This is a genomic window from Pseudomonas sp. K2I15, assembly GCF_002204795.1.
GTDB lineage: Bacteria > Pseudomonadota > Gammaproteobacteria > Pseudomonadales > Pseudomonadaceae > Aquipseudomonas.
Genome location: NZ_NIXO01000018.1, coordinates 27,600 through 49,300, shown reverse-complemented (window position 1 = coordinate 49,300; position 21,701 = coordinate 27,600). Strand labels below are relative to the sequence as shown.

The following is a 21,701-nucleotide window of genomic DNA, read 5'->3' as shown; positions in this document are numbered from 1 at the left end:
GGGTCAGCCCAAGCGCTCAACTGACAGCATGGCCGCATTCAGGCCTGCTGCCTTCAGTGCATCGGGTAATGGTAAGCCGCGTACCAGCGCGGCACTGGCCTGGCCCATCGCCGGCGAGGTTTGAATCCCATAGCCGCCCTGCGCCGCAATCCAGAACAACCCCTCCACCTGTGGATCGAACCCGCAGACCAAATCCCCATCGCTGACAAAGCTGCGTAGCCCCGCCCAGGTCCGAGCAGGGCGGCGGATGCTCAAGGTGGTGGCTTCTTCGATGTGATAGATACCCGTGGCAATGTCCAGCTCTTCAGGCTGCACATCATGGGGCTCCACGGGGTCTGCATTGGCAGGCGAGCCGAGGAACATGCCGGCGTCGGGTTTCATATAGAAGGAGCCGTCGAGGGCGGCCAGTTCCGGCCATGCGTGGATGTTCAGTTCGGCAGGTGGAGCGAACACGAATGCACTGCGGCGCTTGGGTTGCAGGCCGATTTTTTGTGCCCCGGCCAACTCGCCAATGTGATCGGCCCAGGCGCCGGCGGCGTTGATGATTACCGGGGCGTTGAACCGTTGTTGCGCGGTGCGTACCTGCCACATTCCCTGAGCGTCGCGGGTCAGTTTCTGCACGTCGCTGTCGGTGTGGATTTCACCGCCATTGCGGCGAATGCCACGCAGGTAACCCTGATACAGCGCATCGGTGTCGATGTCGCAGACGGTCGGGTCGTAGATTCCGCCATGGACTTTTTCCCGGCGCAGGATCGGCATCATGGCCATCGACTCCTCGGCGTCGAGCAATCGCGTCTCGGGCACCAGGGCCTTGGTGCTCAGGTATTGGCGCTGCAACTCATCGGGGTCGCCGATCAAGTCCACCAGCAATTCGCCCCGTGGGGTCAGCAACGGGTGCTCGGCAAAGCCTGTGGGCGGGTGGTCGAAGAAGGCGCGGCTGCCGAGGGTGAGGGCGCGTACCTGGGGCGTGCCGTAGGCGGCGATGTACAGGGCGGCGGAGCGGCCGGTGGAGTGGTAGCCCGGCATCGACTCGCGCTCCAGCACGATGACGCGGGCATGTTGTGACAGCCAGTAACCGGCGGATGCGCCAGCGATGCCACCGCCGATGATGAGGTAGTCGGCCTGGTTCATGTGTTCCTCCTTGAAGTTGAAAGCGCTGAAACCAAATGTGGGAGCGGGCTTCTGTGGGAGCCGGGCTTGCCCGCGATGCAGGCACCTCGGTGTGTCAGTGACACCGAGGTGATGCTATCGCAGGCAAGCCAGCTCTCACACAAGCCAGCTCCCACATTGTTTACCGCATTCCAGCTTAAGGGCGTTTGCGCTCCACTGGGCGCAACAAATGCGTCGGCGGCGTTTCGCAACTGATCTTGCGACCCAGCAGCGTTTCGATCGACGGCAACTGGTACGAATCGTCTTCACCGGCAAAGCTGATGGACACGCCCGCAGCGCCCGCACGGCCGGTACGGCCAATCCGGTGCACGTAGTCGTCCGGCACTTCCGGCAGGGTGAAGTTGATCACGTGGCTGATGCCATCGATGTGAATCCCGCGCCCGGCCACGTCGGTGGCCACCAGCACGCGAATCTTGCCTTCGCGGAAGCCTTCCAGGGTCTTGATGCGCTTGTGCTGGGGCACGTCGCCAGACAGTTGTGCGGCGTTGACGCCATCACGCACCAGGCGTTCTTCGATGCGCCGCACTTCGTCCTTGCGGTTGGCAAACACCATCACGCGCTCCCAACCGTTGTCGTTGATGAGGTTGTAGAGCAGCTTGTATTTGTCGGCACCGGCCACCGCATAGATGTGCTGTTCGACGTTCTCGCTGGCAACGTTGAGTGCCTCGATCTCGACGATGGACGGGTCGGTGGTCCACTGCTTGGCGAGGTTCATCACGTCTTCGGTGAAGGTCGCGGAGAACAACAGGGTCTGGCGCTCGTTTTTCGGCGGGGTCTGGCGAATGATCTGACGCACTTGCGGGATGAAACCCATGTCGAGCATGCGGTCGGCTTCGTCCAGCACCATCACTTCGACCATGTCCAGGTGCACGTCGCCACGCTGGTTGAAGTCCAGCAAGCGGCCCGGCGTGGCCACAAGGATGTCGCAATGGCGCGCTTCCAGGTGCTTGAGCTGCTTGTCGAAGTCCATGCCACCGACAAACGTCATCACGTTAAGGCCGGTGTATTTGGTCAGGTCGGCGGCGTCCTTGGCGATCTGTACCACCAGCTCCCGGGTCGGGGCGATGATCAGTGCGCGTGGCTCACCCATGTAGCGCTCTTTGGGCGGCGGGGTTTGCAGCAACTGAGTGATGATCGAGATCAGGAAAGCGGCGGTCTTGCCGGTGCCGGTCTGGGCGCGACCGATGGCGTCTTTGCCGGCGAGGGTGAAGCCCAGCACCTGCGCCTGGATCGGCGTGCAGTACGGGAAACCCAGGTCCTGGATGGCGTGCATCAGTTCCGGGGCGAGCTTGAAGTCATGAAAGCGGGTTTTGCCTTCCTGGGGTTCGACGGCGAAGTCTTCCAGTTTCCAGGGAATAACCACAGGTTTGGGCGCGCGTTCGCGGCGCGGTTTTTCCTGGCGTGGCTCCTGGCGTGGTTTGTCGGCGGCTGGTTCTTCAGCGACGTTAACCGTGGCGGGTGTGGTCACCGGCTCTTTTTTTGGCGAGGCAACAGGTGCGGTCCGGCCAGGCTGCTGACCGTCGTTGCGGCTGCCTTGGACGTGGGCGGGGGCACTGGAACCTGGCGCGAGCTGCTCAGCCTCGCTTTTACCGAACATCTTTTTGAGTGCTTTGAGCACGGTCATCTCATCAATTGGTTAAGGAATGTACGCCGGCCAGTGTAATGCAAGAATCGGGCGCGGCGTAGTGCGTTGGTCATACGGCTACACAATGGGTGGTTTTCAGCCCAGGCGGGCGGCCAGCCAGTCACCAATATCGTGTATCTCCTGGGGTAACACTTCGTGGCCCATTGGGTATTCCTGCCATGCAACGGTGACACCGCGCGCCTTCAAATGCTCATAGGCGCTGCGACCCATGGCGTTCTGCACCACGTCGTCGTATTGGCCGTGCAGGCACAGCGCCGGAATCCGCTGCTGGCTGGCCGACAATTCAAGTTCGTCACCGAAGGTCGGAGCGTAGGTGGAAAGGGCAATCACGCCACCCAATGCGCCCTGCCATTTAAGGAAAGCGGTGTGGAACACCACGGCGCCACCTTGGGAAAAACCGGCGAGGAAAATCCGCGAGGCGTCTATTCCGGTGCTTTTTTGCTCCTTGATCAGGTCAGTGACCATTTTTGCCGAGGTTTCCAGCTCTTCAAGGCTGATGGAGCGCGCCGGGCTCATGGCCTTGATGTCGTACCAACTGGGCATCTCGTAGCCGCCATTGATGGTCACCGGACGTGTCGGCGCCTGGGGCAGAACAAAGCGTGTAGACAGGAGTTTTTCCTGCAGGGCTTCAGCCACCGGCAGGAAGTCGTAGCGATCGGCACCCAGGCCATGCAACCAGATTACGCAGGCGTCTGCGGGCTTGGCGGGCTGAAGAATCAAGGGTTCGGTCATGTCTGCTCCATATATGTGCGTGCGCTCCGATTGAGTGCGTCGGAACGGTGCGCGACGGGTTGATCTGTTAAGAGAATGTCGCAAGGTTGAATCTTTTGCTCTTGACCATGGGCTGAAACGACTCAGCCACCAGTCTGGTACGGGGCTTGCTATGTGAAACCCGATGTCAAGGCTCACCCCAGGCGGTAACACTATCAGTGACTGACGCCTTGGGGATAGCAACTGAACTTAAAGCAAAAACCTCATGCTGTTTGACCCCAAAAAAAGCCAACACGGGTCAATGTCGCCTCATAAGGGTGCGGTGGGGTTCGAGCACAGGCACAACAAGAGCAAAACTGGAGGTTTGAATGAAGGTATTGAAATCCACCCTGGCCATCGTGACCGCGGCTGCCGTACTGGGTGTGAGTGGTTTCGCCCAGGCTGGCGCCACCCTGGATGCCGTGCAGAAGAAAGGCTTTGTGCAGTGTGGCGTAAGCGACGGTCTGCCGGGCTTCTCGGTGCCGGATGCCAGCGGCAAGATCCTCGGGATCGACGCTGACGTGTGCCGTGCCGTTGCCGCTGCCGTATTCGGCGACGCAACCAAGGTGAAATTCAGCCAGTTGAATGCCAAGGAGCGTTTCACCGCGCTTCAGTCTGGCGAAGTCGACATCCTGTCGCGTAACACCACCATGACCAGCTCCCGCGATGCCGGCATGGGCCTGAAATTCCCGGGCTTCATCACCTACTACGACGGTGTTGGCTTCCTGGTGAACAACAAGCTGGGCGTTAAAAGTGCCAAGGAACTGGACGGTGCAACCATCTGCATCCAGGCCGGTACCACCACTGAGCTGAACGTTTCCGACTACTTCCGCGCCAACAACCTGAAGTACACCCCGATCACGTTCGACACCTCCGATGAAAGCGCCAAGTCGCTGGAATCCGGTCGTTGCGACGTACTGACCTCCGACAAATCCCAGCTCTACGCACAGCGCAGCAAGCTGGCCTCGCCGAAGGACTACGTGGTTCTGCCGGAAACCATTTCCAAAGAACCACTGGGCCCTGTCGTGCGTAATGGCGACGACGAGTGGCTGGCCATCGTGCGCTGGGTTGGCTACGCCATGCTCAACGCTGAAGAAGCCGGTATCACCTCCAAAAACGTCGAAGCTGAAGCCAAGTCCACCAAGAACCCGGACGTAGCCCGTCTGCTGGGTGCTGATGGCGAATACGGCAAAGACCTGAAAGTGAAGAAAGACTGGGTCGTACAGATCGTCAAGCAAGTCGGTAACTACGGCGAAGTGTTCGAGAAAAACCTCGGCAAAACCACTCCTCTGGAAATCGATCGTGGCCTGAACGCACTGTGGACCAACGGTGGCATTCAATACGCACCACCTGTGCGCTGATCGCTGATGGTTCTGTCACCCGGTGGGCCAACCGCCGGGTGATGTTCTGTTCCATTATTCCTGGGGCACTTAATGCAAAATCAAATCGGCGCACCAAAACAGAAGCTCAGCTTCAGTGATCCAAAAGTGCGTGCGTGGCTATTCCAGATCATCACGATTGTGGCGGTGGTCTCGTTGGGCTGGTACCTGTTCAACAACACGCAAACCAACCTTCAACACCGGGGCATTACCTCGGGTTTCGACTTTCTTGAGCGCAGTGCCGGCTTCGGCATCGCTCAGCACCTGATCGACTACACCGAATCGGACAGCTATGCCCGGGTCTTTGTGATCGGTCTGCTCAACACCTTGCTGGTGACCGTGATCGGCGTGGTCCTGGCGACCATCCTCGGGTTCATCATCGGCGTGGCGCGCTTGTCGCCCAACTGGATGATCAACAAGCTGGCGACCGTGTATGTGGAAGTGTTCCGCAACATTCCGCCGCTGCTGCAAATCCTGTTCTGGTACTTCGCGGTATTCCTGACCATGCCGGGGCCGCGTAACAGCCACAACTTCGGCGACACGTTCTTTGTCAGCAGCCGTGGCCTGAACATGCCCGCCGCGTTGATGGCGGACGGGTTCTGGGCGTTTGTGATCAGCGTCGTGGTGGCGATCATCGCCATCGTGCTGATGACTCGTTGGGCCAACAAACGCTTTGAAGCCACCGGTGTTCCGTTCCACAAGTTCTGGGTGGGCCTGGCGCTGTTGGTGGTGATCCCTGCGTTGTGCGCACTGATCTTCGGCGCGCCGCTGCACTGGGAAATGCCGAAGCTGCAAGGCTTCAACTTCGTAGGCGGCTGGGTATTGATTCCCGAACTGCTGGCGTTGACCCTGGCCTTGACCGTGTATACCGCGGCGTTTATCGCCGAGATCGTGCGTTCAGGCATCAAGTCGGTCAGCCACGGCCAGACCGAAGCGGCGCGCTCCCTCGGGCTGCGCAACGGTCCGACCCTGCGCAAAGTGATCATCCCGCAAGCCCTGCGCGTGATCATTCCGCCGCTGACCAGCCAATACCTGAACCTGGCGAAAAACTCGTCACTGGCGGCCGGTATCGGTTACCCGGAAATGGTTTCGCTGTTTGCCGGCACGGTGCTCAACCAGACCGGCCAGGCCATCGAAGTCATTGCCATCACCATGAGCGTGTACCTGGCGATCAGCATCAGCATTTCCCTGCTGATGAACTGGTACAACAAGCGCATTGCGCTGATCGAGCGGTGAGGAAACCAGCATGACGTCTCATATTTTCAAACCCGACATGCCGCCACCCAACAAGGTCTTCGGGCCGATGGCGTGGATGCGTGCCAACCTGTTCTCCAGTTGGCTCAACACCCTGCTGACGTTGCTGGCGTTCTACCTGATCTACCTGGTGGTTCCGCCGATCCTGCACTGGGCGATCCTCGATGCGAACTGGGTGGGTACCACCCGCGCCGACTGCACCAAGGAAGGCGCCTGCTGGGTGTTTATCCAACAGCGCTTCGGGCAGTTCATGTACGGCTACTACCCCGGCGACCTGCGCTGGCGCGTAGACCTGACCGTGTGGCTGGCCATTGTCGGCGTGGCGCCGTTGTTCATCTCGCGCTTCACGCGCAAGGCGGTCTACGGCCTGAGCTTTTTGGTGGTGTACCCCATCGTTGCCTACTTCCTGCTGCACGGCGGGATCTTCGGCATGACCAACGTGGCCACCAGCCAATGGGGCGGCTTGATGCTGACCCTGGTGATCGCCACCGTCGGCATTGCCGGTGCCTTGCCGCTGGGCATTGTGCTGGCGCTGGGACGGCGTTCGAACATGCCGGCCATTCGTGTGGTCTGCGTGACCTTCATCGAATTTTGGCGCGGCGTGCCGTTGATCACGGTGCTGTTCATGTCGTCGGTGATGTTGCCGCTGTTCCTGCCCGAAGGCATGGGCATCGACAAACTGCTGCGGGCGTTGATTGGCGTGATCCTGTTCCAGTCGGCCTATGTGGCCGAAGTGGTGCGCGGTGGTTTGCAGGCGATTCCCAAGGGTCAGTACGAAGCGGCTGCAGCGATGGGCCTGGGTTACTGGCGCAGCATGGGCCTGGTGATTCTGCCCCAGGCGCTGAAGATGGTGATCCCGGGCATCGTCAACACGTTTATCGCGTTGTTCAAGGACACCAGCCTTGTGATCATCATCGGCCTGTTCGACCTGCTCAACAGCGTCAAGCAAGCCGCCGCCGACCCGAAATGGTTGGGCATGGCCACTGAAGGCTACGTGTTCGCCGCCCTGGTGTTCTGGATTTTCTGTTTTGGTATGTCCCGCTATTCCATTCATTTGGAACACAAGCTGGACACAGGCCACAAGCGTTAGGAGTTTTGTGATGAGTGAAGCGATCAAACAGCCTGTGAGCCCTGAAGGCATTATTCAGATGCAGGGCGTCAACAAGTGGTACGGCCAGTTCCACGTGTTGAAAGACATCAACCTGAACGTCAAGCAGGGCGAGCGTATCGTGCTGTGCGGCCCGTCGGGTTCCGGCAAGTCCACCACCATCCGCTGCCTCAACCGTCTGGAAGAGCACCAGCAGGGCCGCATCGTGGTCGATGGCGTGGAGTTGACCAACGACCTCAAGCAGATCGAAGCGATTCGTCGTGAAGTCGGCATGGTGTTCCAGCACTTCAACCTGTTCCCGCACCTGACCATCCTGCAGAACTGCACGCTGGCACCGATGTGGGTCCGCAAGATGCCCAAGCGCAAGGCCGAAGAAATTGCCATGCACTACCTTGAGCGCGTGCGTATTCCGGAACAGGCCCACAAGTTTCCGGGGCAACTGTCCGGCGGCCAGCAACAGCGCGTGGCGATTGCCCGTGCGCTGTGCATGAAGCCGAAAATCATGCTGTTCGATGAGCCGACCTCGGCACTCGACCCGGAAATGGTGAAAGAGGTGCTCGACACCATGATCGGCCTGGCAGAAGACGGCATGACCATGCTCTGCGTAACCCACGAAATGGGTTTTGCACGCACCGTGGCCAACCGCGTGATCTTCATGGACAAAGGCGAGATCGTTGAACAGGCGGCGCCGAATGACTTCTTCGACAACCCGCAGAATGATCGGACCAAGTTGTTCTTGAGCCAGATTCTGCATTGATCGATGGGTAATGCTTGAAAACAAACCCGGCCTTGTGCCGGGTTTATTTTTGCCTGTCTAGGAGGCGTTGAGGGCTTCTTGCGTTTTGTTGTTGATGGTGTACGTGAAGGCGTTGCGCAGGTCTGCGCCTTCGGCCAGTTCTTTGGCGTCGGTTAGCAAGTGTGGGTAACGATCCAGCAGGCGCATCAGCACCATCAATGGTTTGGGCGGCGTTATTTCACCGCGTTCGTAGCGTGAGAATGCGTTGTGGCCGCCACCGGAGAGCAATCCCACGGTTTCTTTTTGCGTGAGGTGCAGCTTGCGGCGGATACGCTTCAGTTCGCCGCCCATCATCCCTCGGGCGGCGTGGAGCAGATCATCACCGGCCTTGGCATGGCGTTCGCCGCTATCGGGGTCATACATGCCGTCCTCGCACACCTGACATTCCCAGCCCGAAAGATCATCAATGCGCCGCTCTAAGCCTTTTATACGCATGGTTTCGCTGCGGCCTTCAAAACGCGTCATGGCGTCGGGGGCACCGCAGATGAAGCAATGTTGGGTGTTCATAGGTTCATCTCTTTGAAGGAGATCACCGGAGGGTTGCTGCCGGAGCAGTAAGTAACCTTGATGTAAATCTCCAGACCGTGTGAATGTATGTGGTAGACGTCATGCCAGATCCGATGATCTGCATAGGTGGTCATCGACTTGTACAGCATCCTGTTTTGCAGTTCGAAAACAACCGCTTGCATCTCAGAGAGATCAAGGTCGAGAGCCTCCGCAGTTTTCTTTGCCGCACGTGTGAAAGCCTTGGCACCTAGCCGCCTGACATCTGCCTTTATCACCGCCAAATCGTAATGAGGTGTGTACTTTTCCATAAGACACCTGAGTCCAATAATTACCCTTTAAGGGTAATTTTACCAATCGAAAATACTGCTCCTTTGCCTGCCCAAGAACCTTAGTGCTTTGCCTTTGTAGGCAACTCCGAATAGTCTGTAGGGAAATTCATCCTATGATTGGATGAAAGGACGAAACCCATGACAGACATCGCCCCCCTGATAAAACGCTCCCTCGTCGACCAGGCCCTGGACCAACTGCGCCTGCGCATCACCCAAGGCGTATGGGCCATCGGCGAACGCCTGCCCACCGAGCCCGAGTTGTCTGCCGAGCTGGGCATCAGCCGCAATACCGTGCGCGAAGCCATGCGCGTATTGGCGTTCTCCGGGTTGATCGAGATCCGCCAGGGCGACGGCAGCTATTTGCGCTCCATGACCGACCCGCTGGGTGCGATGAAAGCCTTGTCGCACTGCACCCTGGCCCAGGCCCAGGAGACGCGGCAGATTCTCGAAGTCGAGGCCATCGGCCTGGCCGCACTGCGCCGTACCGATGAAGACCTCAAAGGTCTGCGCGAGGCGCTGAAAACCAGCGGCGAGCACTACCACGGCGACCTGGAGCACTACATCAGCTGCGACCTGGTGTTCCACAAACGCCTGGTGGACGCCGCCCACAACCCGGCCTTGAGCGAGCTGTACCACTACTTCTCCAGCATCATCGGCGCGCAACTGCGCCAGACCCTGAACATCCAGCCGCGCCGGCAAGCGGTGTTCGACCTGCACGGCGCCTTGCTCGATGCCGTGGAACAACAGGACCCGGAACGCGCCAAGGCCCTGTCCCGGCAGTTGATCAATGAACCTTGAACCCGAGAACGCCATGACCCGCCCAGAAAACGCGCCGCGCAAGGCTGAGCTTGAAGAACTGCTGATCGACGCCGAAGCCGATGACGATCAGGTCCAGCACAGTCAGCCGATCGTGAGTCGCCCGTGGCTGCTGTTGCTGGGTTTGATCCTGGTGGCGTTGAACCTGCGCCCGGCGCTGTCGAGCCTGTCACCGCTGCTGGCCGAGGTTTCCAATAGCCTCGGCTTGTCGGCTGCCAAGGCCGGGCTGCTCACCACCTTGCCCGTGTTGTGCCTGGGCCTGTTTGCGCCGTTGGCGCCGATCCTGGCCCGGCGTTTTGGCGCCGAGCGGGTGGTGCTGGGGATTCTGCTGACCCTGGCGGCCGGCATTATCCTGCGCAGCTCATTGGGTGAAGTCGGGTTGTTCGCCGGCAGCCTGCTGGCCGGCGCCAGCATCGGCATCATCGGCGTGCTGTTGCCCGGCATCGTCAAGCGCGACTTCGCCAAACAGGCGGGCACCATGACCGGCGTGTACACCATGGCCCTTTGCCTGGGCGCGGCGCTGGCGGCCGGCTCCACCGTGCCGCTGAGTCATTACTTCGACGACAGCTGGAACATCGGCCTGGGGTTCTGGATTCTCCCGGCGCTGGTCGCCGCGCTGTTCTGGCTGCCGCAAGTCGGCCAGAAGCAGGGTGCCCATCAGGTGGCGTATCGGGTGAAAGGTTTGCTGCGGGATCCGCTGGCCTGGCAGGTGACCCTGTACATGGGCCTGCAATCTTCCCTGGCCTACATCGTGTTTGGCTGGTTGCCGTCGATCCTGATCGGCCGTGGCCTGAGCGCGACCCAGGCGGGCCTGGTGCTCTCGGGATCGGTGATCGTGCAACTGGCCAGTTCCCTCGCCGCGCCGTGGCTGGCCACGCGGGGCAAGGACCAGCGCCTGGCCATTGTGGTGGTGATGGTGCTGACGCTGGGTGGCCTGTTCGGTTGCCTGTATGCACCGCTCGACGGTTTGTGGGGCTGGGCGATTCTGCTGGGCCTGGGCCAAGGCGGCACGTTCAGCCTGGCGCTGACCTTGATCGTGCTGCGCTCGCGAGACGCCCACGTCGCCGCCAACCTGTCGAGCATGGCCCAGGGCATCGGCTACACCCTGGCATCCATGGGGCCGTTCGCGGTCGGCCTGGTGCATGACTGGACCGGAGGCTGGGGCGCGGTCGGCTGGATTTTCGCGGTGATCGGCCTGGGCGCGATCATCGCCGGGCTGGGTGCCGGGCGTGCGCGCTATGTCGCGGTGACCAGCGAGAAGGTCTAGAGGTACACCACCTCCAGGGTCGCCGAGCCGTCCAGGGGCACTTCGGTGCTCAGGTCCAGGTTCTGTTTGGCGTTGATCAGCGCCTCGATCTTCACCGTGCTGCTGAGGTTCTGGATCGCCGATGGCCCGGCGGTGCTGCCCTCAAGGTCGGTGAACCCCAGGTAGCTGTTGGCGCCGATATCGATGGGCCGGGTGTTGGCGGTTCGCCAGGCGACACCGCCGGTGGTGGACTCGGTGCCATACGCCTGGCCCAGGCTATCGACCACGGTTTGCAGTGGGTCAAAACTCATCGAATACAGGCCAATGCGATTGCCGCTGCTGTCGAGGCCCAGGCCATAGTAAATCTCGCTGTTGACCATCGCCGAACCGTCGCGGTTGTCGCGCATGCGCAGGGCGTAGCGGCTGGCACCGTCGCAGCCGACCGTCAGTTGCAGGTTTCTTACCGGCAGGCGGGTGCTGCGATCGGCATTCAGGTCTTGTTGGGAAATCTTGCCGTAGTCGATCAAACCGGCACTCGACAGCAACGGCGTGCACGCCGCTGGTGTGATCAGGCCCGTGATGGTCAGGTCTACCGTTGACGCCGCCAGGGCGCTGTTCATCAGCATGAGTGTGGAGAGTGCGGTAACGTAGCGATTCATGGGTCAGCTCCTTGTTTACAGGTAAATAATCTCGATCGTTCCCGAGCCGTTGATATGCACGTCAGTGCTCAGGTCCAGGGCGTTCATCGGCGCGAGGTAGGTCTTGATGCGCACGGTGCCGGCCAGGTTCTGGATCGCCACCGGGCCGCTGGTGCTCCCCAGGCTGTCGGTAAACGCCAGGTAACTGTGGGCCGCCATCGGGATCTGCCGGGAGCTGGCGCTGCTCCATGCCGCGCCGCCGCTGGTGGAGTCGGTGCGATAGAGCAGGGGCTGGGTGTCGGCGGAAAAGTCTGCCGGGTCGATGGTCAGGTAGAAGCGCCCGATCTTGTTGCGGCTGTTGTCCACGTCTAGGCCGTAAGCGGTCTCGTCGGTGCCGCCGGTGGCCGAACCGTCGCGGTTGTCTTTCATCAACAGGGCAAAGCGGGCGGGCGCGTCGCAGTTGACGGAAAACAGCAGGGTCTTGGTGGCCATCGGCGTTTCATTTTCGGCATTCAGGCTTTTGGCCGGCAGGGTGCCGTAGTCGACGAGGCCGCCGTTGGACAGTTGCGGCGTACACGCCGCCGGGGCGAAGCGGGCGCGCAGGGACAACTCCCGTGACCGGTCGGCCTGGGGCGCGTCCATCAGCCCGGCAACGTCCCAGGTGGTGGCATCGCGTACGTAGGTCGCCGCAGCATCCGCCCAGGCGCTGAGGGTCAGTTGCACCGAGAAACTTTTGCCGAGCAGCACCGTACCGTTTTGCAACGGCGCGATACCGTGTCCGGTCAGCCAGTTCAAGGTCGCCCCGATGGCCGCGGGCGGTTGCCCCTGGGCGGGCAGCAAGCCCAGGTCCACGGCTTGGCCGTCCAGTACGCCATTGCTGGCCTGCAGGTTGTAGCTGCCATGTTCGGTGAAGCGCCAGCGTTCGGCAGTGGCCGCCGTGGCGCGGTAGAACAGGCTCATGTCGGTGGGCTGCGCGCAGGTCAGGGTCACACTCAGGCGGCGTTCCCCCAGCAAGCGTTGCGGGGCGCTGTCGTGTTGGGCGAGGCGGCTCATCAGGCCAAAGTCCAGCAATGATTCGCTGAGGTTCAACTGGCATTGGTCTTGCGCCTGGGCATGGCCCGCCAAGCCGATCAATAGCGCGGCCAGCAGCCGTGTGGGGTGATGAAAAAACATGGCAATGCTCCTCATGGGGTTTCGCAGCGGGCGGGTGCGGTTTCGTAATACACCTGCAGGTCCGCCTTTGGCGGCAGGTCAAACTGCAGCGCGCAACGTTCCTTGCCGGGCGCCTGGACCCACAGCTGCGGTTGATCGAGCACGTTGGGCACAAACACCTGGCTGCCTTCCTGGACCAGGGTCACGAACTCGCCGTCGGCGGTGCTGACCGAGGCGCCACGGGGCAGTGGGGCGCCGTGTTCGGTGCGCACGGTGAGCAACACCCGGCGGGTCTGGGTGACGTTGAAGTCGACCCGGTCCACCGCGCCGCGCCCGGCCGAGATCACCGCCAGGCCGTTGTTGATGTCGGCGTTGCGCGGCAGTGAGCGCGTCTGCACTTCCACCGGGCTGCGACCGTAGGCCGCCACCTGCGGGACCACCGCCTGGCCTTGCCAGTCGGTCCATACCGGGCCGCTGGGGGTGTTGACCTTGATGCCGCTGAGGTCGCCGACCCCAAGGACGGCAAAGGTCTCGCGCACCGGATAGGGTGAAAAGGTCACCCCGCCGCCGTGTGCCACCACGCCGCCCCGGGCGCCGCCCTGATAGCTCGAACGTTCGGCGTCGGAGCGGCTGTAGCTGAAGTCCAGTTGGGTGTAGCGCGGCAGTGCCGAAACCCCCAGGGTGGTTTCCACCTGCTGGTCGCGGGTGTCGTGTTCGGCACTGACCTGATAGCCGAACTGATCGTTGAGCTGCTCGCTCAGGCCCAGGCCGGTGCGGTGTTCGCCACCGGAATTGCGCACCCAGGCCCGTGCCCGGCGGCTCTCGCCCATCGGCACGCTGAGGTTCAGGTAAACCGCGTTGTCCTGTTGCTGGTCACCGCCCATCTGCCATTCGGCGCTGGCCGACAGCGAAACGCCGCTGATGCTGGTGCCCCAGGACGCCAGGCCTCGGCTGCTGCGGGTGCCGTCGAATGCGCCGGAGCGGGACACTCCGGTGCTGAATGCTCCAAGCCACGGATGCGCCCAACCAAGGCTGACACTCTGTTGGTCGCGATAGCGCGAGCGGCGCTGCTGGGTGGTTTCGGGTTCGTAGGTGGCTTCCTCCAGTTCACGGTAGCCTGGGGTACGCCAGGAACTGCCGGCGGTGAAGGACCACTGGTCATTCAAGCGTTGGGACCAGGCCAGGTCGTTTTGCACGCCCCGGACCTTGTCCCGCGCCCGTGCATGAGAGGCTTGGCTGGAGAACTGCACCTGGCTGCCCGCCCACGGCAGCCAGCCCAGGCTTGCGCCGCCGGCGGTGTATTCGCTGGACGCAAGCGCACCGGCGCCCAGCGTCAGTTGGCGCTGCACGGCGCCGCTCCAGCCGGCGCTGATCACCCACGGGTCGTCGCCCTGAGCATCGCCGATATTGCGCACCCGCCCGGCGGCCAGCGAATAGCCCGGCGCCGGCAGACCCACGCCGAGCATTGCCGCCGGGACGGTAAAGCGCCGTTCGCCGCCGCTGCTTTCCTTGACTGTGACTTCGACGTCCGAACGGCTGTTCAGGCGCCGCACGTCGGTCAAGGAAAATGGCCCGGCCGGCACCACGGTGGAGTGGATCAGCGCGCCGTTCTGGCGCACCTCGACCTGCGCCGGGCTGTTCGCGATGCCGTCGATGGTCGCGCCCTGGCCCTGGTCTTGGAGTGCCTGTTCGGTGAGCACCTGCATCCCGGTAATCTGTGCGCCGGACAGCACCGGGTTGTAGAGGTTGATCTGCCCGGCTTGCAGCACCGCCTGTTGGCTGGCGAAGGTGCGCTGTGCGTAGGCTTCCAGATGCGTGGTGCGCGACAGGCCGTCTTGCCAGGTCTGCACCTGGCGGCTGCGCACGATCCAGTCACCAGCGTTGAAGCCGACCTCGGTATTGGCCGAACCGAAGCGGTTGGAGTTGTCACCGTAGTGGTTATACAGGCCGGTCAGGTCGTAGTTGAGCAGCGCGGCGAAACCACCGCTTTCATAGCCGGAGACATCCCGCTGCAACGGGCGCAGGGCCTCGGTCGGCACCACCAGCGTCACACTCAGGTTGGCCGGGTCGGGTTCCACCACGCTATGGGGGAATTGCGTCAGGAAGTCATGGCAAGTACCGCTGTCGGCGGGTATCACCAGGTTGGCGGCATCAAGCAACTCGCGGTCGAAACACAAGGCGCCCTGGCGATCAAAACTCACTTCCAGCCGCCCCCGGCGCTGACCGTTGACGATCAGGCTGACGGCATGCCGCCCGGCGGCAAAGCGCGGGGCGTCCAGCAACAGGCTGGCCAGCTGCGGGTCAATGCCGCGCTGGTGTAGGGTCTGGGCATCGAAGCTGGCCCGTGGTGCGTCCTGGCCCCGTGCTTCAGGGGCCAGCAGCGCGCTGACCAGCAGCAGCGCCGGCAGGGCGAAACGTGGGTAAACCTCGGGCACGGCTTCGCCGTCACGATAACTCGATACTGTTTTCACGAATGGCACTCGGTTGATGGAGGTGCTGGGTCGAATCCGCTTCGGTCGTCGCACACATCTTGGTGACGGTCATTGCGCCGTCACTTCGTTATTCAGGCGGGTGACTGTCCTGTCGCGCCTGGGGCTGTTTCGTTCAAGGGGTGATCGGCGCGTCGTAGGCGGCCACGGCAAAACCGTACACCGTGGCCGGTTGCAGCCTGACCGACGTCGCGGGCCCGCCGGTGGCTGGCACCTTCAGGGTTTCCCCCGGCAACACGTAGGTGCGCGGCAACATCGCCTTGCCCGCGCCGGGCAGCAAGCGCAGGTCCTGGCCCAGGCGTACTACGTAGGCGGTGTCGTTGCGCACCTGCAACGTGCCGCCCTGCAACGACCAGGTCAGGCCGGTCCAGGGTGTGCGATTGGGGGCCAGGCCCTTGGGGTGAATGATTACCGGCAGGTTCTGCCGCACCGTTACACCGACCCGTGCGTGCCCGGCTTCGGTGGCGGGGCGGTCCTGGGGCATGCCTTCGAAAATCACCCGTTTGAGGCGTTGGGTGCGCAGCGGCTGGGGGCTTTGCAGGATAAACCGCACCAGCTGCGATTTGCCCGCTTCCACCCGCGCCAGCGGCGGGGTGACAAACAGCAAGGGCTCGCGGTCTTCGGGAATGTCTTCCAGGGAGACATGCAGCAGTGCCAGTTGGCTGTCGGTGTTGGTCACCGACACGGCGGCTTCGCCCTCGCTTTCGTGGATGATCACCACGGACGTGTCCGGGACCATGCCGTCGGCGCGGGCTTGGCTGGCGAACAGCAATGTCAGGGCGATCAAGCCAACCGCGGTGTTTGAACATAGCGTCTTCATGACGGGCCTTTCCAGAGTGTTCATAGGTAGCGCAAATCCAGGACGATGGAGCCGTCGAGCGGCACTTCCTGGTCCAGGGTCAGGTACTGCGAGGTATTGATGGCGGTGTCCACGCGCAGCTCGGCGTTCAACTGGCTGATGAAGTCGGGCTGACGATCGCCGGGTAGCGCAAACCCCATGTAGTGCCTCGGGTAGGCATTGGGGTCTGCACGCCAGGTTTCACCGCTATTGTCCGAGGCCATCACCTGCATGGGTTGCCTGTCGCCCACCGGGTTGCGGTAGGACAGCGCCACCGAGCCCAGGCGTTCGGCCGGGACATTGATGTTTCGGCCCAGGCCATACAAAAAGCCTGGCGCCACGGAGGAGTCGGTGCGGTTGTCGATGCCCACCAGGGCAAACAGCATTGGCCGGCTGCACAGCACGCTCAGCTCCAGCGAACGGCTGGGCAGCACGGTAAATTCTTCTGTGCTCAGGCTGTGAGAGGGGATCTTGCCGTGGTCGATCGTGCCCTCATCAGACAGCACGACACTACAGGCATCCGGAGTCAGCCGCCCAGTGACGGTGACGTCCAGGGCCGAGCGGGCGAGCGCCGGGGTTACGCTGGCCAAGGAAAACAGCAGCGCGATAAAACGGGGAAGCGAGTTCATCGGTCAGGGCCACTGGCAAAGGTAAATACAGCCAACAGGGCAGACTGCCCATTCCCAAAGGGTGGCCTCAAGGTCCGGGCAATCCATGGTGTTACAGGTACTTCACTTCGAGGGTGGCCGAGCCGTCGATGGTCACCTCGTTGCTCAGGTCCAGGCTATCGGCGCGGGCGATAACGGTCTGGATCTGCACGGCCATTGTCAGGTCCTTGACGGCCAGCGGCTGGGTATCGTCATCCATCGCGCCGACCGACATGTAATACCCACGCTCCCAGGACCGTTCGGCGGACCAGGTGGTGCCGTTATCGCCGGAGGTAATCGGTTGCACGGCCACGCTGTCGGCGACCGGATTTTGCAGCATCAGGTTGTACGAGCCGATTTTCTGGGTGCCATTGATGAAGCCCAAACCGAAGTCGGAGGACTGCATGGCAGAACCCGCGCGGTTGTCGATGGCGTTCAGGCCAAACGTGATGGGCGCGTCGCAGCTCACGCTCATGGTCAAGGTGTGCGTGCCGATCAGGGTCGGGTTGGTCGGCTGCAAGTCCTTCGCCGAAATCTTGCCGTGGTCGACCGTGCCGCCGCCCGAGAGGACAGGGGTGCAGGCGCTGGGGGTAATCAGACCTTTGACGATCAGGTCGACGCTGGAGGCGGCGAAGGCGCTTTGGGTGCCGACCAGCAGCAGGCAGGCGGCGAGGGCAGAGAGTTGCTTGTTCACGGTGGGGCTCCTTTGAGGGATATAAAACGGGTTAGAGGTACTTCACTTGCAACGTTACGTGACCGTCGATGGGCACTTCGCTGGTCAGGGTCAGCCCGTCGGCGCGGGCAATCATGGCGTATACGTTGATGCGGGCATCCACATCGGTCAGGGCAATCGGGCGGCTGGTGTCGCTTGTTGAAGCGAACGCGGTCAGCGCGGCATGCCCCAGGTAAGAACCGGCATACCAACTGGCGCCGCCATTGGTCGACATGATGGTGGCGACCGGTCCCGAATCAGCCACGGCGTTGCTGAGGCCGAACGCCACGCTGCCGAGTTTTTCGTTGTTAGGGGTCATGCCCAGGCCTTGCAGGACTTCATGCTGCGACGATGAGCCGGCGCGGTTATCAATCATGTTCAAGGCAAACAGGGTGGGCCCATCACAGCGCACACTCAGTTGGATCGGCATCACCGGCAGGTCAGTGTGGGTGTCGACGTTGAGGTCTTTCGCCGCCAGTTTGCCGTGATCGATGCTCCCTCCACCGGACATCACCGGTTCGCAAGCCGTGGGGATGATCAAGCCCTTGACGACCAACTCCACGGTGCTGGCGGCGAAGGTCATCGACGATGTGCTGATCAGTAAGGCGGCCAAGGGGATCGCGCGGGAGAGATGCATCGTTAGTACCTTGTTTGAGGTGGATGGGGAGTAGCGTTAGAGGTAAATCACTTCCAGGGTGGCGGAGCCGTCGATGGTCACCTCGTTACTCAGGTCAAGGCCGTCGGCTCGGGCGATCTGGCTGCCGACTTCAAATTCCATCGCCAGGTTCTGCATCGAGATCAGCACTGAGTCATTGTCCATTGCGCCCACGCCCCACAGGGTTCCCAGTTCCCAGTTGCGCTCTGCGTACCAGGAGTTGCCGCCGTCGCTGGAGGCGATGGGTTGGGCACTCACCGAGTCGGCCAGAATATTTCTCGGCGTCAGGTAAAAGCGTCCCAGCTTCTGGCTGTCATTGATCAGGCCCAAGCCAAAGTCGGTACTGCCGATGGAGGTTCCGCTGCGGTTATCAATGGGCCGGATGGCGAAAGAGGTCGGGCCCTCACAGCCGATCGTGAACTGCAGCGTGACTTGGGGCAGCGACGTCGGGTTGTTCTGTACGAGGTCTTTGGAGGCGATTTTCCCGTGATCGACCAAACCGCCGCTGGCCACCGCAGGTGTGCAGGCATTGGGGGTGATCAGGCCCTTGACCGTCAGGTCGACGGTACTGGCGGCCGAAGCGAGGGACGGAGTGGCGAGCAGCAGGGCGGCGCTCAAAAATGCCAGGGACTTGTTCATTTCAGGGGTTCCAGTGCAAGTGCGGCGGATAAGTACGTGCCATGGCAACGCTTGCCCCTCGACGGTTAAAGGGTTGCGCATGGGCAGGTGTTTTCAGGGCTGCCGCGGGTGGCAGGCCAAGACCCTCTAGCGGGGTGGGGCGCAATTTAGCGCCGGGGTCGAGATGGGGAAATACAACAATTACGACAATTCATTGGGCCGTTTGAGATGCTTTTGGTCAGGTCGGAATAGAGGTTTGGGGGTGTAGGAAAAGCTCGCTTTCGTAGTTCTTGTATCGTCACGACGCCATTCGCATGGATAGCTTCTTTGGGTAATGGGTGACGTGCGCCGGCCTGAAAAACCCGCGCAGCGAGTGCCCGTCATTTGAAGCGTCAATATCGAGGTGGTCATGAGGCCAAGCGTTCTGGCTGGCGACGGCCCGAGGCAGCAAACGGTGCCGTGGCGCGCACCTCCCGCTCACTGGCAGCATTTAAGCGTTTTGGTTGTTGAAGACCATCAGGCCTACCGCGCCTTGATGGGCTGGTTTTTGCAGAAATTCGGGCTGGGTTACGAGTTGGCCGGTGACGGGCAGTCCGCCTTGAGCGCCATGTCAGCCAGGCCATTTGACCTGGTGATCAGTGACTGTCGAATGCCGGTGATGGACGGTTACAGCATGACTCGGGAGATACGACGCCGTGAGTCTGCCGATGGCCGCCTGCGTGTCCCGATCATTGCCCTGACCGGCAAGCTCGGCCCGGACGATGCACGGCGTTGCCTCGAAGCCGGCATGGACGACTGGTTGCCCAAACCGTTGTCCATCGAGCAACTGCGCCACCTGCTTGAGCGGTGGTTGCCGCAGCCGTCGAGTGTGCTGCACGGTCCGGGCACCTGCCTCCCCTCGTTGTCGTGGCCAACCCGGGCCGAGTTGATCAAGACGTTCGGTGATGAACAGGTGGTGAACCGGATGCTGCACAGTTTGCGGCACGAAACCGAGGCCGATTATGCGGGCCTGGTCCACGCCTGCCGTGTGCTCAACCGGCACGCCATGATCGAGTGCCTGCACCGCCTTGTCGGCGGCTTGGCGTTTCTCGGTGGCACAGGCCTGGATGCGCGGGCCGGGCACTTGATCGAACAGGTGCGCGATCACGGTATTCGGCTGAATTGGCGAGCGCTGCAACAGTTCGAGCAGGACTTGAAGGTGTACCTGCGCTATTTGACAGATTTATGACATCGAGCCTGTTTTGTAGGGTGTATTACCCTGATGCGTGGCTTTGTTTTGTAAGGCATTTCCTTTTATTTTGTAGGCAAAAGGTCTTCTCTAAAAGACACGGGGCTTGGGTGGAAATCACTCGGTTTCATGCAGTTGTTGCTCGGGACGGACAGCGGTATTTTTTAAGATCAATTTGCCATCTTTCGTGGTTTTCCAATGCTTCGCGTAATTATTGCTGATGATCATCCCATTGTTCGTATCGGGCAACGGGTGGTGATCGAGGCCAACGGCAAGTGCAAGGTAGTCGGTGAGGCCAACGGTCCCGACGAGCTGCTCAGAATACTCAGCGTCACGCCCTGCGATGTGCTGGTGACGGACTTTGCCATGCCCGGTGACCAGCAGGCGGACGGCTACGGCTTGCTGAGCCTGTTGCGACGCCAATACCCGCAGCTGCCGGTGATCCTGGTCACGATGTTTGCCAATATCGCTACGTTGCGTGCGTCTTTCGCCCAAGGTGCCCAGGCGATCATTGCCAAGAGCGCGTCGGCCAAGGAGTTGCCCACCGCCATCAGGGAGGTGTGCGAGGGCAAGACCTTTGTCAGTGAATGCCTGCGCACCCAGCTGGTGCAGGCCGGCACGGGCGACCAGTCGCAACCTGCGCAGTTGTCCGGCAAGGAGCGGGAAGTGGTACGGATGCTGGCCAGCGGCATGACCGTCAGCCAGATCGCTGCACGGGTCAATCGCAGCATTTCCACCATCAGCAAGCAGAAAAGCACGGCCATGAACCGGCTGTGTATCTCAACCGATGTGGATTTGTTCGCCTATGCTCGCAGCAGCGGCATGGTGCCCTGACGGTTTGGGATCAGGTATTCCTGGCATTAATGCCAGTAGTGTTCCTGGGCTGTGGGCATTATCGTACCGGCCATCCAACCCTTTTGCGGAACCTGCCCATGAGCGACGCCCATAACGCTGTGATCACCGAGTTCTACAGCGCCTTCCAGCGCCTGGACGCCGAGGCCATGAGCGCCTGCTACACCGACGACGTAGTGTTCAGCGACCCGGCGTTCGGCGAGTTGCGCGGGCGTGATGCTGGCGACATGTGGCGCATGCTCACCACCCGCGCCAAGGACTTTTCCCTGACCTTCGACAGTGTGCGCAGCGACGAAATCACCGGCAGCGCCCATTGGGTGGCGACCTACCTGTTCAGCGCCACCGGTAATACCGTGGTCAACGATATCCAGGCGCGGTTTGTGTTTCGCGACGGCAAGATCTGCGAGCACCACGACCACTTCGACCTGTGGCGCTGGTCACGCCAGGCGTTGGGCACCAAAGGGCTGTTGCTGGGCTGGACACCGCTGGTGAAAAATGCCGTGCGCGCCCAGGCCTTGAAAGGGCTGAAGGCGTTCCAGGCCAGTCGTTGATAAGATTGGCGCTCCTTTGGTTTGCCGAATTGATCCGTGACGACTCCTTCTGAAGCCAAGCCCTGGTTTGTGTACCTGGTGCGTGCCGCCAATGGCTCGCTCTATTGCGGCATCAGCAATGACCCGGTGCGCCGTTTTGCCTCCCACCAGAGCGGCAAGGGCGCACGGTTTTTTCTCTCAAGCCCGGCCGTGGCGCTGGTGTATACCGAAGTGTGTGCGAGCAAGGGCGAGGCGCTGCGCCAGGAACGGCTGATCAAGAAGCTGAAGAAAAGCGCCAAGGAATGCCTGGCCGCCATTGGCCCATCACTCTGACTGATGGGC

Annotated in this window: 23 protein-coding genes; 10 read left to right on the top strand and 13 right to left on the bottom strand. The window is 61.6% G+C overall.

The window, feature by feature from the left end:
- Positions 1-3 precede the first annotated feature (3 nt).
- From CEC48_RS13300 to CEC48_RS13290, 3 genes are all read right to left on the bottom strand, one after another.
- The gene (locus tag CEC48_RS13300; protein ID WP_088424170.1) at positions 4-1,131 is read right to left on the bottom strand and encodes an FAD-binding oxidoreductase; all 1,128 of its coding nucleotides are present in this window, start codon (positions 1,129-1,131) and stop codon (positions 4-6) included.
- Positions 1,132-1,306: 175 nt separating this feature from the next.
- Positions 1,307-2,794 carry an ATP-dependent RNA helicase RhlB gene (rhlB, locus tag CEC48_RS13295; protein WP_088424169.1) on the bottom strand — a complete coding sequence of 496 codons (1,488 nt, stop codon included), beginning with the start codon at positions 2,792-2,794 and terminating at the stop codon, positions 1,307-1,309.
- A gap of 96 nt (positions 2,795-2,890) precedes the next feature.
- The gene (locus tag CEC48_RS13290; RefSeq protein ID WP_088424168.1) at positions 2,891-3,547 is read right to left on the bottom strand and encodes an alpha/beta hydrolase; all 657 of its coding nucleotides are present in this window, start codon (positions 3,545-3,547) and stop codon (positions 2,891-2,893) included.
- Positions 3,548-3,894: 347 nt separating this feature from the next.
- Here CEC48_RS13290 and CEC48_RS13285 point away from each other — a divergent pair, with 347 nt between their 5' ends.
- From CEC48_RS13285 to CEC48_RS13270, 4 genes are all read left to right on the top strand, one after another.
- Positions 3,895-4,926, top strand: a complete 1,032-nt coding sequence (locus CEC48_RS13285) for an amino acid ABC transporter substrate-binding protein (RefSeq protein WP_088424167.1) — start codon at positions 3,895-3,897, stop codon at positions 4,924-4,926.
- 72 nt (positions 4,927-4,998) lie between these two features.
- Positions 4,999-6,180, top strand: a complete 1,182-nt coding sequence (locus CEC48_RS13280) for an amino acid ABC transporter permease (RefSeq protein WP_088424166.1) — start codon at positions 4,999-5,001, stop codon at positions 6,178-6,180.
- Positions 6,181-6,190: 10 nt separating this feature from the next.
- Positions 6,191-7,288 carry an amino acid ABC transporter permease gene (locus CEC48_RS13275; RefSeq protein ID WP_088424165.1) on the top strand — a complete coding sequence of 366 codons (1,098 nt, stop codon included), beginning with the start codon at positions 6,191-6,193 and terminating at the stop codon, positions 7,286-7,288.
- A 10-nt stretch (positions 7,289-7,298) separates the two neighbouring features.
- Complete coding sequence (locus CEC48_RS13270; protein ID WP_003171943.1) at positions 7,299-8,063, top strand: amino acid ABC transporter ATP-binding protein; 765 nt, start codon at positions 7,299-7,301, stop codon at positions 8,061-8,063.
- Positions 8,064-8,120: 57 nt separating this feature from the next.
- On the opposite strand, the gene CEC48_RS13265 is transcribed toward CEC48_RS13270, so the two are convergent.
- Together CEC48_RS13265 and CEC48_RS13260 are read right to left on the bottom strand one after the other, a co-directional pair.
- Positions 8,121-8,609 (bottom strand): type II toxin-antitoxin system MqsA family antitoxin, encoded by a 489-nt coding sequence (locus CEC48_RS13265; protein WP_088424164.1) that lies wholly within the window; start codon positions 8,607-8,609, stop codon positions 8,121-8,123.
- Positions 8,606-8,917 (bottom strand): type II toxin-antitoxin system MqsR family toxin, encoded by a 312-nt coding sequence (locus CEC48_RS13260; protein WP_088424163.1) that lies wholly within the window; start codon positions 8,915-8,917, stop codon positions 8,606-8,608. The genes CEC48_RS13265 and CEC48_RS13260 overlap by 4 nt, the downstream gene beginning before the upstream one ends.
- Positions 8,918-9,076: 159 nt before the next feature.
- On the opposite strand from CEC48_RS13260, the gene CEC48_RS13255 reads away from it, so the two are divergent.
- Positions 9,077-9,736: a FadR/GntR family transcriptional regulator gene (locus tag CEC48_RS13255; RefSeq protein ID WP_088424162.1), complete on the top strand. Its 660-nt coding sequence runs from the start codon at positions 9,077-9,079 to the stop codon at positions 9,734-9,736.
- Positions 9,726-11,021 (top strand): CynX/NimT family MFS transporter, encoded by a 1,296-nt coding sequence (locus tag CEC48_RS13250; RefSeq protein ID WP_088424161.1) that lies wholly within the window; start codon positions 9,726-9,728, stop codon positions 11,019-11,021. Before CEC48_RS13255 ends, CEC48_RS13250 begins: the two co-directional genes overlap by 11 nt.
- On the opposite strand, the gene CEC48_RS13245 is transcribed toward CEC48_RS13250, so the two are convergent.
- The 8 genes from CEC48_RS13245 to CEC48_RS13210 all read right to left on the bottom strand — a co-directional run bounded on the left by CEC48_RS13245 (position 11,018) and on the right by CEC48_RS13210 (position 18,770).
- Positions 11,018-11,659, bottom strand: coding sequence for a DUF1120 domain-containing protein (locus tag CEC48_RS13245; protein ID WP_088424160.1), 642 nt, complete (start codon positions 11,657-11,659; stop codon positions 11,018-11,020). The two genes, CEC48_RS13250 and CEC48_RS13245, sit on opposite strands and share 4 nt — an antisense overlap.
- A 15-nt stretch (positions 11,660-11,674) precedes the next feature.
- Entirely contained in the window at positions 11,675-12,811 is a 1,137-nt protein-coding gene (locus CEC48_RS13240) for a DUF1120 domain-containing protein (RefSeq protein WP_088424159.1), read from the bottom strand.
- An 11-nt stretch (positions 12,812-12,822) separates the two neighbouring features.
- The gene (locus tag CEC48_RS13235; protein ID WP_088424158.1) at positions 12,823-15,261 is read right to left on the bottom strand and encodes a fimbria/pilus outer membrane usher protein; all 2,439 of its coding nucleotides are present in this window, start codon (positions 15,259-15,261) and stop codon (positions 12,823-12,825) included.
- A 133-nt stretch (positions 15,262-15,394) separates the two neighbouring features.
- Positions 15,395-16,099, bottom strand: a complete 705-nt coding sequence (locus tag CEC48_RS13230; protein ID WP_088424157.1) for a fimbria/pilus chaperone family protein — start codon at positions 16,097-16,099, stop codon at positions 15,395-15,397.
- Positions 16,100-16,119: 20 nt separating this feature from the next.
- Positions 16,120-16,746: a DUF1120 domain-containing protein gene (locus CEC48_RS13225; protein ID WP_088424156.1), complete on the bottom strand. Its 627-nt coding sequence runs from the start codon at positions 16,744-16,746 to the stop codon at positions 16,120-16,122.
- Between the two features lie 91 nt (positions 16,747-16,837).
- Positions 16,838-17,458: a DUF1120 domain-containing protein gene (locus CEC48_RS13220; protein ID WP_088424155.1), complete on the bottom strand. Its 621-nt coding sequence runs from the start codon at positions 17,456-17,458 to the stop codon at positions 16,838-16,840.
- Between the two features lie 31 nt (positions 17,459-17,489).
- The gene (locus CEC48_RS13215) at positions 17,490-18,113 is read right to left on the bottom strand and encodes a DUF1120 domain-containing protein (RefSeq protein WP_088424154.1); all 624 of its coding nucleotides are present in this window, start codon (positions 18,111-18,113) and stop codon (positions 17,490-17,492) included.
- A gap of 36 nt (positions 18,114-18,149) precedes the next feature.
- Positions 18,150-18,770: a DUF1120 domain-containing protein gene (locus CEC48_RS13210; protein ID WP_088424153.1), complete on the bottom strand. Its 621-nt coding sequence runs from the start codon at positions 18,768-18,770 to the stop codon at positions 18,150-18,152.
- Between the two features lie 388 nt (positions 18,771-19,158).
- Between CEC48_RS13210 and CEC48_RS13205 the strand changes: the two genes are divergently transcribed.
- The 4 genes from CEC48_RS13205 to CEC48_RS13190 all read left to right on the top strand — a co-directional run bounded on the left by CEC48_RS13205 (position 19,159) and on the right by CEC48_RS13190 (position 21,692).
- Positions 19,159-19,977: a response regulator gene (locus CEC48_RS13205; protein WP_088424152.1), complete on the top strand. Its 819-nt coding sequence runs from the start codon at positions 19,159-19,161 to the stop codon at positions 19,975-19,977.
- A gap of 198 nt (positions 19,978-20,175) precedes the next feature.
- Positions 20,176-20,811: a response regulator transcription factor gene (locus CEC48_RS13200; protein ID WP_088424151.1), complete on the top strand. Its 636-nt coding sequence runs from the start codon at positions 20,176-20,178 to the stop codon at positions 20,809-20,811.
- 98 nt (positions 20,812-20,909) lie between these two features.
- Positions 20,910-21,380 carry a nuclear transport factor 2 family protein gene (locus tag CEC48_RS13195; RefSeq protein WP_088424150.1) on the top strand — a complete coding sequence of 157 codons (471 nt, stop codon included), beginning with the start codon at positions 20,910-20,912 and terminating at the stop codon, positions 21,378-21,380.
- A 36-nt stretch (positions 21,381-21,416) separates the two neighbouring features.
- Complete coding sequence (locus CEC48_RS13190) at positions 21,417-21,692, top strand: GIY-YIG nuclease family protein (protein ID WP_088424149.1); 276 nt, start codon at positions 21,417-21,419, stop codon at positions 21,690-21,692.
- Positions 21,693-21,701 lie beyond the last annotated feature (9 nt).